Consider the following 12,422-nt stretch of genomic DNA (forward strand, 5'->3'; position numbering starts at 1 on the left):
GATTACCCCGGTGTCAGGATCTTCTGCGTCGATGCTTGCTGGATGTGTCGGTTCGCCGGTGAGGACGTCCGACTACTTGATCATGTAGATCGTGGCGAAGAGGCCGATCCAGACGACATCGACGAAGTGCCAGTAGTAGGACACGACGATGGCGGCGGTTGCCTGCTCGTGAGTGAACCTCTTGGCGGCGTACGTCCGGCCCAGGACCAGCAGGAAGGCGATGAGTCCGCCCGTCACGTGCAGGCCGTGGAAGCCGGTGGTCAGGTAGAACACGGAGCCGTACGGGTCCGACGAGAGCGAGAGCCCCTCGTGCTTGACCAGCTCGGTGTACTCGAAGACCTGGCCGCCGATGAAGATCGCACCCATCACGAACGTGATGATGAACCACGTCCGGAGCTTCTTCACGTCGCCCCGCTCGGCGGCGAAGACGCCGAGCTGGCAGGTGAGGGAGGAGAGCACCAGGATCGTGGTGTTGGTCGCCGAGAACGGGAAGTTCAAGGCGTCTGCCTTTTCCGTCCAGAACTCGGCACCCGTCACCGATCGCAGGGTGAAGTACATCGCGAAGAGGGCCGCGAAGAACATCAGCTCGGAACTCAGCCAGATGATGGTTCCGACGCTGGTGAGGTTCGGTCGATTGACCGACGGGTGCGCGTGCCCGGTATCTACTGTCGTTGCTGTCGCCACGACCGACATTATGTCGGTCGCTTATCCCGCCCTCACTCCGGGGGGTGCCGTTCGGAGTGTCAGGCCCTCGTGTCCAGCCCGAACGGCCCAGCGAAGCACCCTTCGAACAGGTGTTGAACGGCTGTTGACGGGGTGTGGGTCGGAGTAGCATCCGGCGCATCGGTTGATGACCTTCACGGAGGAACGATGCAGTCGAGCGCCACGGTCCTGGTCTACAGCGACGACGCGAACACGCGGGAGCAGGTGCGCCTGGCGGCCGGGCGCAGGCCCGCCTCCGACGTCCCCCCGGTCGAGTTCGTCGAGTGCGCGACGCTGCCCGCGGTCCTCGCGCGCCTGGAGGCGGGCGGGATCGACGTGTGCGTCCTGGACGGTGAGGCCGTGCCTGCGGGCGGCATGGGCGTCTGCCGGCAGATCAAGGACGAGGTCTTCCGCTGCCCGCCGGTACTGCTGCTGATCGGGCGCCCCCAGGACGCCTGGCTGGCCACCTGGAGCCGGGCCGACGCGGCGGTCACCCTGCCGGTGGAGCCGGTGGATTTCACCGACGCCCTGGCGGGGCTGCTGCGGGCCCGGCTCGCGGTGGACGCGTAACCCTTACGAGGGTCAGACCGACGGCCGCAGACGGGCCGTGGAGGCCGGGAACACGGAGATTCCGCCGTTCCCGGTCAGGGCGCTGCCCTTGACCCACTTGTCCCAGGGCATGTTCCAGTCGCCGAAGCCGTTGCCGAAGGTGTCCATGGTGTCGCCGGCGCTGTTGACGGTCCGGACGATGTCTCCGGGGCGCACGGTCTCGAAGAACCACTGGGCGTTGCTGGTCGACATGCCGACACAGCCGTGGCTGACGTTGGCGTAGCCCTGGGAGCCGACGGACCACGGCGCGGCGTGGACGTATTCACCACTCCAGGTGACCCGCGTCGCGTAGTAGACGGGCAGGTCGTACGACTCGGAGCTGCCCTCCGCGATGCCGACGGTGGTGCTGCGCATCCGGACGAAGTACTCCTTGCCCAGCACCACCTTGATGCCGTTGCGGGTGGAGAAGCCCGGTTTGCCGGTGGTCACCGGAATGGTGTTGATCACTTTCCCGTTCTTGCGCACGGTCATGGTGAAGGAGCCCGCGTCGGCGACGGCCTCGATGCGGTCGCCGATGGTGAGCTTCAGCGGCTTGGCCGGGGCGCCGTAGAGCCCGTCGGCGACCTTCAGGCCGGCCAGGTTGCCGGAGACGTCGACGGTCGCGCCGGTGGGCCAGTACTCCTTCGGCCGGTAGTGCAGCTTCTTGTCGTCGACCCAGTGCCAGCCGCCCTCGACGGCCGGGGCGGAGCGGACCTTCAGGGCCCGCTCGACGACCGCGCGGGCGGCCTTGTCCTTGACCGGGCGGTTCAGTTCGGCGGTGATGGGCTGCCCGACGCCGTACTTGCCCGCCTCCGGGCCGAATTTCACCGTCAGCGCCCCCTTGGTCGGGGACGTCTCGAACGTCAGCGTACGGACGCCTGGGGCGCCGTCGTCGTCCTCGGTGGCCACCCGGACGGTGTAGCGCGTCCCGGCCGTCAGGGAGGCCGTGGAGCGCCAGCGCGCGCCGTCCACGGAGAGTTCGCCGGCCAGGTGGCGGCCCGACTCGTCGACGGCGGTGACGTCGGTGATCCGGCCGTCGCCGCCCTTGGCGGTCACCTCCAGGGGCTTGTCCGGGTTGACCCGGCCGTTGCCCGAGGGGGTGTTGAAGGCGATCTGGCGGGTGGCGTCGTAGGGCTTCGCCGACAGCGGATGGCCGTCCGCACCGCCGCATCCGCTCGCCACGGCGGTCACCGCGGCGGCGAGCAGGGTGCAGCTCAAAACAGTCCGAATGCGCGGCGTGTCGTTCATGACATCACCGTAAGAACAGTCGTAGGCGCCCGCGCGTCCAGTGATGCAAACGAGGGGCCCGGACGCTTCGTTGACGAAGCGTCCGGGCCCCTCGGGCGTACTGCGCGGTGCTACTGGTTCTGGTTCTCGCCGCGGTAGAACTCGAACACCCAGCCGAAGATGCCGACCAGGATGATCGGGGCGGAGAAGTACATCAGCCACCACCCGATCGCGACGGAGAGGAAGGCCAGCGCGCCACCGACGGCCAGCGAGAGCGGCTGCCAGCTGTGGGGGGCGAAGAAGCCCACCTCACCGGCCTCGTCCGCGACGTCGGCCTCCTTGTCGTCCTGCGCCATGGCGTCGACCCGCTTGGCCGTGAAGGCCAGGTAGTAGCCGACCATGATGCACAGAGCGAACGCCAGGAAGAGCGCCGTGGTACCGGCCGGCTCCTTCGACCACACGCCATAGAGCACAGCCATGGCGAGGATGAAGACGCTCAGCCAGATGAACATCTTGCCCTGGATCTTCACTTGCCGGTCTCCTTCTCACCCGCGAGGACCTTCTCGCCGCCGTGGTTCTCGAGCTGGTCGAGCGCCGCGATCTCGGGGTGGTGCAGGTCGAACGCCGGGGATTCGGACCGGATCCGCGGCAGGGTGAGGAAGTTGTGCCGCGGCGGCGGGCAGGACGTCGCCCACTCGAGCGAACGGCCGTAGCCCCACGGGTCGTCGACCTCGATCTTCTTGCCGTACTTGGCCGTCTTCCAGACGTTGTACATGAACGGCAGGATCGACAGGCCGAGCAGGAACGAGGCGATCGTCGAGACCGTGTTCAGGGCGGTGAAGCCGTCGGCGTCCAGGTAGTCCGCGTAACGGCGCGGCATGCCCTCGGCGCCCAGCCAGTGCTGGACCAGGAACGTGCCGTGGAAGCCGATGAACAGCGTCCAGAAGGTGATCTTGCCGAGGCGCTCGTCCAGCATCTTGCCGGTGAACTTCGGCCACCAGAAGTGGAAGCCGGCGAACATCGCGAACACGACGGTGCCGAACACCACGTAGTGGAAGTGCGCCACCACGAAGTACGAGTCCGAGACGTGGAAGTCCATCGGCGGCGAGGCCAGGATGACACCGGTCAGACCACCGAAGGTGAAGGTGACCAGGAAGCCGATCGTCCAGAGCATCGGCGTCTCGAAGGACAGCGAGCCCTTCCACATCGTGCCGATCCAGTTGAAGAACTTCACACCGGTCGGGACCGCGATGAGGAACGTCATGAACGAGAAGAACGGGAGCAGCACGCCACCGGTCACGTACATGTGGTGCGCCCACACGGTCACGGACAGGCCGGCGATCGCGATCGTCGCGGCCACCAGACCGATGTAACCGAACATCGGCTTGCGGCTGAAGACCGGGATGATCTCCGAGACGATGCCGAAGAACGGCAGCGCGATGATGTACACCTCGGGGTGACCGAAGAACCAGAACAGGTGCTGCCAGAGCAGCGCGCCGCCGTTGGACGGGTCGAAGATGTGCGACCCGAACTTGCGGTCCGCCTCGAGGGCGAACAGCGCCGCCGCGAGGACCGGGAAGGCGAGCAGGACCAGGACACCGGTCAGCAGCACGTTCCAGACGAAGATCGGCATGCGGAACATCGTCATGCCCGGAGCGCGCATGCAGATGATCGTGGTGATGAAGTTGACCGAGCCGAGGATCGTGCCGAAGCCGGAGAAGGCCAGACCCATGATCCACAGGTCGGCGCCGACGCCCGGCGAGCGGACCGCGTCCGAGAGCGGGGAGTAGGCGAACCAGCCGAAGTCGGCCGCACCCTGCGGGGTGAGGAAGCCGGCCACCGCGATGATCGAGCCGAAGAGGTACAGCCAGTACGCGAACATGTTCAGCCGCGGGAACGCCACGTCGGGCGCGCCGATCTGCAGCGGCATGATCCAGTTCGCGAAACCGGCGAACAGCGGCGTCGCGAACATCAGCAGCATGATCGTGCCGTGCATCGTGAACGCCTGGTTGAACTGCTCGTTCGACATGATCTGCGTACCCGGACGGGCCAGCTCGGCGCGCATGAAGAGCGCCATGAGACCGCCGATGCAGAAGAACACGAACGACGTGACCAGGTAGAGCGTGCCGATCGTCTTGTGATCGGTGGTGGTGAGCCACTTCACCACGACATTGCCGGGCTGCTTACGCCGTACCGGCAGCTCGTTCTCGTACGAGTCGGTCGCTGCGGCGGCACCCTGGGGTTCGTTGAGGATGCTCACAGTTTGTTCGTCTCCGCATTCCTGGCCGGGTCCGTCTGCTCAATGCCAGACGGGATGTAGCCGGTCTGCCCCTTCTCCGCCAGCTCCTTCAGGTGCTGCTGGTAGCGCTCCGGAGAGACCACCTTGACGTTGAGGAGCATCCGGGAGTGGTCGACACCGCACAGCTCGGCACACTTGCCCATGAAGGTGCCCTCCTGCGTCGGGGTCACCTCGAAGGAGTTGGTGTGCCCGGGGATGACGTCCTGCTTCATGAGGAAGGGGACCACCCAGAAGGAGTGGATGACGTCACGGGAGGTCAGGACGAACCGGACCTTCTCACCCTTCGGCAGCCACAGGGTCGGACCCGGGTTGCCGGTCTGCGGGTTCCGCGTGCCGGGGATGCCGAAGTCGTAGACGCCGCCGGCGTTGTCCGGGAAGTCCTTGGTGAACTTGTCCGGAATGGCCGAGAGGTTCTTGTCCGTCTTGGCGTCACCCTGCACACCGGGGACGTTCTCGATGTAGTTGAAGCCCCAGCTCCACTGGTAGCCGACCACGTTGACCGTGTGGGGCGGCTTCGGAGTGAGCTCGAGGAGCTTCGACTCGTCGCGCGCGGTGAAGTAGAAGAGCACCGACACGATGATGAGGGGCGTGACCGTGTACAGCGCCTCGATGGGCATGTTGTACCGGGTCTGCGGAGGTACCTCGACCTTGGTGCGGCTGCGCCGGTGGAAGAAGACCGACCACAGGATCAGGCCCCAGACCAGCACGCCCGTGGCGATCGCTGCCGCCCACGAGCCCTGCCAGAGGGAGAGGATCCGAGGAGCCTGCTCCGTTACCGGGGTGGGCATTCCAAGGCGGGGGAAGTCCTTGTATGTGCAACCGGTGGCGGTTGCCAGGATCAGGCCCGCAGTCAGCACCTGCGGCAGCTTCCGCCGCATCGGGCGCCGCGACGAGCGGTCGGAGCCGTTGGGACTCACGTAGCGCCTTCCCGAGAGTCTCGGCCCGCTGGTCGGCCACGGCCGTCCGTCTCGCTGGTCGGTCGCCGCCCCGGCCGCGGGCAGGGGTTTGGATGTTTATGCGGACCAAACCCTACTGGACGCTATTTGGGGTCGCGCGGGGAGGGTGCCCAACGCGCCGTCCGAGTCCCCGAAGGGGTGGACTCCGGCGTTCCGGGGAGGGCTGCGGCTCGTCCTTCGGGGGACGGATCGGCGGTGCGCCGGGGGCAACTGACGACCCCTCGCCCGACGCGGGCTAGCGTGGCCGGATGCCGTATTTCGACGCCGCTTCCGCCGCTCCGCTGCACCCCGTCGCCCGTCAGGCGCTGCAGGCCGCCCTGGACGAGGGCTGGGCCGACCCGGCCCGGCTGTACCGGGAGGGACGCCGCGCCCGGCTGCTGCTCGACGCGGCGCGGGAGACCGCGGCGGAGGCGGTCGGCTGCCGCCCGGACGAGTTGGTGTTCACTCCTTCGGGGACACACGCGGTGCACTCCGGGATCGCGGGAGCCCTCGCGGGCCGCCGGCGGGTCGGCTCCCGGCTGGTGGTCTCGGCGGTGGAGCACTCCTCCGTCCTGCACGCCGGCGAGACGCACGAGGCGGCCGGCGGGTCGGTGGCGCAGGTCCCGGTCGGGCGGTCGGGGGCGGTGGACGCCGCGGTCTTCGCGGCGGCGCTGACCCCGGACACCGCGCTGGCCTGTCTCCAGTCGGCCAACCACGAGGTGGGCACCGAGCAGCCGGTGGCCGAGGTCGCCGCGGCGTGCCGGGAGGCGGGCGTACCGCTGCTGGTGGACGCGGCGCAGTCGCTGGGCTGGGGCCGGGTCGCCGAGGGCTGGTCGCTGCTCGCCGGCAGCGCGCACAAGTGGGGCGGGCCGGCCGGGGTGGGGCTGCTCGCGGTGCGCAAGGGCGTGCGGTTCGCGGCCCAAGGACCGGCGGACGAACGGGAGTCGGGCCGGGCGCCCGGCTTCGAGAACATCCCGGCGATCGTGGCGGCGGCGGCCTCCCTGCGGGCGGTACGGGACGAGGCGGCGGCGGAGTCGGTACGGCTCCGGGCCCTCGTCGACCGCATCCGGACGCGGGTGCCCGAGCTGGTCCCGGACGTGGAGGTCGTCGGCGACCCGGTGCGGCGGCTCCCGCACCTGGTCACCTTCTCCTGTCTCTATGTCGACGGGGAGACGGTGCTGGCCGAACTGGACCGGGCCGGTTTCTCCGTTTCGTCGGGTTCGTCGTGCACGAGTTCGACGCTGACGCCCAGCCACGTACTGCGCGCGATGGGAGTACTGAGCGAGGGCAACGTCCGCGTGTCGCTCCCGACGGGCACGACGGAGGACGAGGTGGACGCGTTCCTCCGGGCGCTGCCCGGGGTGGTGGCCGCGGTCCGCGAGCACCTGGGCGCCCCGGCACCGGAGCCCCGCCCGGCCGTGCAGTCGGACACCCTGGTGATCGACGCCCTGGGCCGCCGCTGCCCGATCCCGGTCATCGAACTGGCCAAGGTCATCGGCACCGTCCCGGTGGGCGGCAGGGTGACGGTCCTCTCGGACGACGAGGCCGCCCGCCTGGACATCCCGGCCTGGTGCGAGATGCGGGGCCAGGAGTACGTAGGAGAGGAGAAGTCGGAGAAGGGCGGGACGGCGTACGTGGTCCGCAGGTTGGTGTGAGGGCGGGGGCGCCCCGGTAGGGGCGCGGGGCAGTGACGAGGTGCGGCTCCGCCGCGTGCGCGCGACCGGCCACGACGGCCCCGCAGTCGACAACGCACCCCGCGCGGAGCGCCGGCGGGGGTGCGGGGGCCGACGGCCCCCGCACCCGCACCGCCCCGGGGGGCGTCAGCCCAGGTGGGCCCGCACCTCGGCCGCCGCCTCGTGCCCGTACGCCTTCGTGAACCGGTCCATGAAGTGCGCCCGCCGCAGCTGGTACTCCTGGGTTCCCAGCGTCTCGATCACGAGCGTCGCCAGCATGCAGCCCACCTGCGCCGCCCGCTCCAGGCCGACGCCCCACTGCAGACCCGTCAGGAAGCCCGCGCGGAACGCGTCGCCGACGCCGGTCGGGTCGACCTTCGCCTCCTCCTCCGGGCAGCCGACCTCGATGGCCTGCTCGCCGACCCGCTCGATGCGGACGCCGCGCGAGCCGAGGGTGGTGACCCGGTGGCCGACCCGGCCGAGGATCTCCTGCTCGGTCCAGCCGGTCTTCGACTCGATGAGCCCCTTCTCGTACTCGTTGGAGAAGAGGTACGTCGCGCCGTCGAGCAGCGTCCGGATCTCGTCGCCGTTCATACGGGCGATCTGCTGCGAGAAGTCCGCGGCGAACGGGATGGCCCGGGTCCGGCACTCCTCGGTGTGCCGCAGCATCGCCTCGGGGTCGTCCGCGCCGATCAGCACCAGGTCGAGCCCGCCGACGCGGTCCGCGACGGCCTTGAGCTCGATCAGCCGGGCCTCGCTCATCGCGCCGGTGTAGAAGGAGCCGATCTGGTTGTGGTCCTTGTCCGTGGTGCAGACGAAGCGCGCGGTGTGCAGCACCTCGGAGATCCGCACCGAGCCGGTGTCCACACCGTGCCGGTCGAGCCAGGCGCGGTACTCGTCGAAGTCGTACCCGGCCGCCCCCACGAGGATCGGGTTGCCGCCGAGCTGCCCCATGCCGAAGCAGATGTTGGGACCCACGCCGCCCCTGCGCACGTCGAGGTTGTCGACGAGGAAGGAGAGGGAGACCGTGTGCAGCTGGTCCGCGACCAGCTGGTCGGCGAACCTTCCGGGGAAGGTCATGAGGTGGTCGGTGGCGATGGAGCCGGTGACTGCGATACGCACGGCTGGCGCTCCTGACGGATACGAAAAGGCGTTGACGATCCACGCTATCCGGTGTGGTGGTCCGAGCCGAACAGGGGAAACTACCCCAGAGTAGGCCTTTTTTCTTCGGGCCGGGCGTGCTTACGGTGCGCCTATGGCGAACCACACCGCTCCGCGCGAGCGCGACGAGTCCGAGATCACTCTGGCCGAGCTCCGCGGCGACTGCGCCCGGATGGCCCCGCACTGGACCGCCCACGAGCACGCCGCCCCCGTCTCGCCCGTCTCCCCCGCGCTGATCCACCGGATCGTCGTCTCGCCGGACTCGGCGCGGCTGGCCGACGACGTGATCGGCGGCTAGGGGACGGCCGAAGGGAACCGCTCGCTCGCCCGTTCCGTCCCACCGGTGTCTCCTGTCGGAGGAGCACGAAGGACGAAGGAGCGATGCGGTGAGCGGTACGGACCCCACACCGGACACGCCGGGCACGCATGACACCCCTGACGTGACCGTCGCGGGCGGCGCGGACGACGCGCCCCGGCGGCGGTCGCGGCTGGTCGTGGCCTCGGTCGCGGCGGCCGCGCTGCTGGTCGGCGGCGGTGGCGCGTACTGGGCGAGCACCGCGGCGGGCGGCGGTACGGACGACAAGGCGGCGGTCGGGGACACGGCCGGCGCTCCCCCGCCCCTGGTCCTCGGCGGGAACGGCGACGGGCAGGGCCCCGGCATCGCCCCGGGCGAGCCGGACCCGAGCGGCGCGGTGTACCAGGCCGCCGGCGAGCTGCCGGACGGCCCCGCCACGGCCCCGGTGCTGCGCCCGCAGGGCAAGGTGACCGCCGCCGAGGTGGACGAGCTGGCGAAGGCGCTCGGCGTCTCCGGCACGCCCGTGCTGAGCGGCGGGCAGTGGCGGATCGCCCCGCAGAAGGACGGCACGGGCGCGCGGCTCGACGTGGCCGTGGACGCGCCGGGTTCGTGGACGTTCACCCGGGTGGACGCGCAGCGGAGTGACGCCTGCATGGAGGGCACGAAGTGCCCGCCTCCGGGCGCGAGGCTGCCCGGCGGCACCCCGGTGAGCGAGGCGCAGGCGAAGGCGGCCGCGGCGCCGGTCCTGAAGGCGCTGGGCCAGGACGACGCCAAGGTGGACGCCCGCCAGGTGATGGGCGACGAGCGGGTGGTGAACGCCGATCCGGTGTACGGCGGGCTGCCCACGTACGGCTGGGCGACGGGGCTGCGGGTGGGCCCGGACGGCGAGCTGTCCGGCGGCAGCGGGCGGCTGAAGGAGCCGGTGAAGTCGGCCACGTACCCGGTGGTCGACGCCGACAAGGCGCTGGCGCAGCTGAACGAGGCGGCCCGGGGCACCGACCCGGTGGACATCGGCGGCTGCGCCACGGACCCGCCGGCCTCGACGGACAGCAGGCAGGCCAAGCCCCAGAACCCCTGTGACATGAAGCTCGACCGGGTGCCGGCGCAGGAGCTGACCGTGAAGAACGCGGTCCTCGGGCTCGCCGCGCAGTTCGCCGACGGCCGGGAGGCGCTGGTGCCGTCCTGGCTGTTCGAGGTCGCGCCGAAGGGCACGGGGGCCACGCACACGGTGGTGCAGACGGCGGTGGCGCCGGAGTACCTGAGCCCGAAGCCGAAGCCGGCCCCGACGAAGACGGTGCCGATCCCCTCCGACGACGCTGCCCCGCCGCGGCAGCTGCAGTCGTACACGGTGGACGGCACCGGGCGGACGCTGTCGGCGACCTTCTGGGGCGGGGTGTGCAGCGACTACGGGCTGACGGCCGCGGAGAGCGCCGGCCGGGTGACGCTGACGATCACGGAGACCCCGCGGCAGCCGGGCCGGGCCTGCATCATGCTGGCCAAGGAGATCACCGAGTCGGTGACGCTGAAGGCGCCGCTGGGCGACCGGCAGGTCGTGGACGCGGCAAGCGGCGGCGTGGTGCCGAAGCAGGGCCCGAAGTAGGACGCGGGCGGTACGCGCGGAGGGCGGTGCGTACGGACACGACGAAGGCGGCGGCCCGGGTGATCCGGGACCGCCGCCTTCGGCGTACGACTACCGCTACGGCTTAGCTGAACGAGTCGCCGCAGGCGCAGGAGCCCGTGGCGTTCGGGTTGTCGATCGTGAAGCCCTGCTTCTCGATGGTGTCGACGAAGTCGATCGAGGCACCGCCGAGGTACGGGGCGCTCATGCGGTCGGTGACGACCTTCACGCCGTCGAAGTCCTTGACGACGTCGCCGTCGAGCGAACGCTCGTCGAAGAAGAGCTGGTAACGGAGGCCGGAGCAGCCACCGGGCTGTACGGCGACGCGCAGCGCGAGGTCGTCGCGGCCTTCCTGCTCGAGCAGGGCCTTGACCTTGGCCGCGGCGGCGTCGGACAGGAGGATGCCGTCGCTGACAGTGGTCTTCTCGTCCGATACGGACATCTGCTTCTCTCCCGGTTTGTACGGAGACTGCTTGCCGACGTTTGCAACCGGCGGGGCCCCGGATTCATTCCGGGTGGAGCCCTAGTCTTTCCCCTTCATGCTCGCACACCGGCCCGGGGTTCCAGGTACCGCGACGGAGACGGGGAATTCGTCACACCGACACTATGGCCATCGTCAAAGTGACGTGAAGCGGTTATGATAGATAGCGTCATTTCGACGATAAGCGATACCGCGTCGACGGACTCCGTCTCCGCAACAACGATCTCCGCAGAAAAGAAAGGGTGTGTGACGTGACCACCGCCCAGCCCCTGGACGTCCAGCCGACGCCGCTCGCCCTCCTGCTGCTCGGCCGCGAGGCCGACCCGAAGAGCGAGCGCGGCGTGGAGTGCCCGGGCGACCTGCCCTCGCCGTCCGACCCGGACCTGGTGGCGCGCGCCCGCGCGGCCAAGGAGAAGCTCGGCGACAAGGTCTTCGTCCTCGGCCACCACTACCAGCGCGACGAGGTCATCCAGTTCGCCGATGTCACCGGCGACTCCTTCAAGCTCGCCCGTGACGCGGCCGCGCGCCCGGAGGCGGAGTACATCGTCTTCTGCGGTGTGCACTTCATGGCCGAGTCGGCGGACATCCTCACCGGCGACGACCAGAAGGTCGTCCTGCCCGACCTGGCCGCCGGCTGCTCCATGGCCGACATGGCCACCGCCGAGCAGGTCGCCGAGTGCTGGGACGTGCTGACCGAGGCCGGCATCGCCGACGTCACCGTGCCCGTCTCGTACATGAACTCCTCGGCCGACATCAAGGCCTTCACCGGCAAGCACGGCGGCACCATCTGTACGTCGTCGAACGCCAAGCGCGCGCTGGACTGGGCCTTCGAGCAGGGAGAGCCCGGCGCAACAAAGGTGCTCTTCCTGCCGGATCAGCACCTGGGCCGCAACACCGCCGTCCGCGACATGGGCATGTCCCTGGACGACTGCGTGGTCTACAACCCGCACAAGCCGAACGGCGGCCTGACCGCCGAGGAACTGCGCGCCGCCAAGATGATCCTGTGGCGCGGCCACTGCTCGGTGCACGGCCGGTTCAGCCTGGACTCGGTCAACGACGTGCGCGAGCGCATCCCGGGCGTGAACGTGCTGGTCCACCCGGAGTGCAAGCACGAGGTCGTCGCCGCCGCGGACTACGTGGGCTCGACGGAGTACATCATCAAGGCCCTGGAGGCGGCCCCGGCCGGCTCGAAGTGGGCGATCGGCACGGAGCTGAACCTGGTCCGCCGGCTGGCGAACCGGTTCGCCCCGGAGGGCAAGGAGATCGTCTTCCTCGACAAGACGGTCTGCTTCTGCTCCACGATGAACCGCATCGACCTGCCGCACCTGGTCTGGACCCTGGAGTCGCTGGCCGAGGGCAACCTGGTCAACCGCATCGAGGTCGACAAGGAGACGGAGAGCTTCGCGAAGCTCGCGCTGGAGCGGATGCTGGCGCTTCCGTAGC

General features: G+C 69.7%; 12 protein-coding genes. 5 read left to right on the forward strand and 7 right to left on the reverse strand.

Annotation, left to right across the window (positions count from 1 at the left end):
* Nucleotides 1–72: 72 nt before the first annotated feature.
* Nucleotides 73–693, reverse strand: a complete 621-nt coding sequence (locus tag ABZO31_RS08470; protein WP_406860487.1) for a cytochrome c oxidase subunit 3 — start codon at nt 691–693, stop codon at nt 73–75.
* Nucleotides 694–870: 177 nt separating this feature from the next.
* Here ABZO31_RS08470 and ABZO31_RS08475 point away from each other — a divergent pair, with 177 nt between their 5' ends.
* Nucleotides 871–1,272 (forward strand): hypothetical protein, encoded by a 402-nt coding sequence (locus tag ABZO31_RS08475; RefSeq protein ID WP_406860488.1) that lies wholly within the window; start codon nt 871–873, stop codon nt 1,270–1,272.
* A gap of 12 nt (nt 1,273–1,284) precedes the next feature.
* On the opposite strand, the gene ABZO31_RS08480 is transcribed toward ABZO31_RS08475, so the two are convergent.
* The 4 genes from ABZO31_RS08480 to coxB all read right to left on the reverse strand — a co-directional run bounded on the left by ABZO31_RS08480 (nt 1,285) and on the right by coxB (nt 5,733).
* Nucleotides 1,285–2,538: a L,D-transpeptidase gene (locus tag ABZO31_RS08480; RefSeq protein ID WP_406860489.1), complete on the reverse strand. Its 1,254-nt coding sequence runs from the start codon at nt 2,536–2,538 to the stop codon at nt 1,285–1,287.
* Nucleotides 2,539–2,648: 110 nt separating this feature from the next.
* Entirely contained in the window at nt 2,649–3,047 is a 399-nt protein-coding gene (locus tag ABZO31_RS08485; protein ID WP_406860490.1) for a cytochrome c oxidase subunit 4, read from the reverse strand.
* Nucleotides 3,044–4,777, reverse strand: a complete 1,734-nt coding sequence (ctaD, locus tag ABZO31_RS08490; RefSeq protein WP_406860491.1) for a cytochrome c oxidase subunit I — start codon at nt 4,775–4,777, stop codon at nt 3,044–3,046. Before ctaD ends, ABZO31_RS08485 begins: the two co-directional genes overlap by 4 nt.
* Nucleotides 4,774–5,733 (reverse strand): cytochrome c oxidase subunit II, encoded by a 960-nt coding sequence (coxB, locus tag ABZO31_RS08495; RefSeq protein WP_406860492.1) that lies wholly within the window; start codon nt 5,731–5,733, stop codon nt 4,774–4,776. The genes ctaD and coxB overlap by 4 nt, the downstream gene beginning before the upstream one ends.
* A 287-nt stretch (nt 5,734–6,020) precedes the next feature.
* Here coxB and ABZO31_RS08500 point away from each other — a divergent pair, with 287 nt between their 5' ends.
* The gene (locus tag ABZO31_RS08500; RefSeq protein WP_406860493.1) at nt 6,021–7,406 is read left to right on the forward strand and encodes a cysteine desulfurase/sulfurtransferase TusA family protein; all 1,386 of its coding nucleotides are present in this window, start codon (nt 6,021–6,023) and stop codon (nt 7,404–7,406) included.
* A 165-nt stretch (nt 7,407–7,571) separates the two neighbouring features.
* Here ABZO31_RS08500 and ABZO31_RS08505 read toward each other — a convergent pair whose 3' ends face one another.
* Complete coding sequence (locus tag ABZO31_RS08505; protein ID WP_406860494.1) at nt 7,572–8,546, reverse strand: carbohydrate kinase family protein; 975 nt, start codon at nt 8,544–8,546, stop codon at nt 7,572–7,574.
* Between the two features lie 133 nt (nt 8,547–8,679).
* On the opposite strand from ABZO31_RS08505, the gene ABZO31_RS08510 reads away from it, so the two are divergent.
* Together ABZO31_RS08510 and ABZO31_RS08515 are read left to right on the forward strand one after the other, a co-directional pair.
* Nucleotides 8,680–8,883 (forward strand): hypothetical protein, encoded by a 204-nt coding sequence (locus tag ABZO31_RS08510; RefSeq protein WP_406860495.1) that lies wholly within the window; start codon nt 8,680–8,682, stop codon nt 8,881–8,883.
* Nucleotides 8,884–8,971: 88 nt separating this feature from the next.
* Complete coding sequence (locus tag ABZO31_RS08515) at nt 8,972–10,480, forward strand: hypothetical protein (protein WP_406860496.1); 1,509 nt, start codon at nt 8,972–8,974, stop codon at nt 10,478–10,480.
* Nucleotides 10,481–10,583: 103 nt separating this feature from the next.
* Here ABZO31_RS08515 and ABZO31_RS08520 read toward each other — a convergent pair whose 3' ends face one another.
* Nucleotides 10,584–10,940, reverse strand: a complete 357-nt coding sequence (locus ABZO31_RS08520) for a HesB/IscA family protein (protein ID WP_318107256.1) — start codon at nt 10,938–10,940, stop codon at nt 10,584–10,586.
* Between the two features lie 290 nt (nt 10,941–11,230).
* Here ABZO31_RS08520 and nadA point away from each other — a divergent pair, with 290 nt between their 5' ends.
* Nucleotides 11,231–12,421: a quinolinate synthase NadA gene (nadA, locus tag ABZO31_RS08525; protein WP_406860497.1), complete on the forward strand. Its 1,191-nt coding sequence runs from the start codon at nt 11,231–11,233 to the stop codon at nt 12,419–12,421.
* Nucleotide 12,422: the final 1 nt, after the last annotated feature.

This window comes from Streptomyces solicamelliae (assembly GCF_045348655.1).
Classification (GTDB): Bacteria; Actinomycetota; Actinomycetes; order Streptomycetales; family Streptomycetaceae; genus Streptomyces; species Streptomyces solicamelliae.

Excerpts from the sequence above, each read along its gene's own strand:
- ABZO31_RS08470 (WP_406860487.1), bottom strand. The coding sequence starts at position 693 with ATGTCGGTCGTGGCGACAGCAACGACAGTAGATACCGGGCACGCGCAC.
- ABZO31_RS08475 (WP_406860488.1), top strand. The coding sequence starts at position 871 with ATGCAGTCGAGCGCCACGGTCCTGGTCTACAGCGACGACGCGAACACG.
- ABZO31_RS08480 (WP_406860489.1), bottom strand. The coding sequence starts at position 2,538 with ATGAACGACACGCCGCGCATTCGGACTGTTTTGAGCTGCACCCTGCTC.
- ABZO31_RS08500 (WP_406860493.1), top strand. The coding sequence starts at position 6,021 with ATGCCGTATTTCGACGCCGCTTCCGCCGCTCCGCTGCACCCCGTCGCC.
- ABZO31_RS08510 (WP_406860495.1), top strand. The coding sequence starts at position 8,680 with ATGGCGAACCACACCGCTCCGCGCGAGCGCGACGAGTCCGAGATCACT.
- ABZO31_RS08520 (WP_318107256.1), bottom strand. The coding sequence starts at position 10,940 with ATGTCCGTATCGGACGAGAAGACCACTGTCAGCGACGGCATCCTCCTG.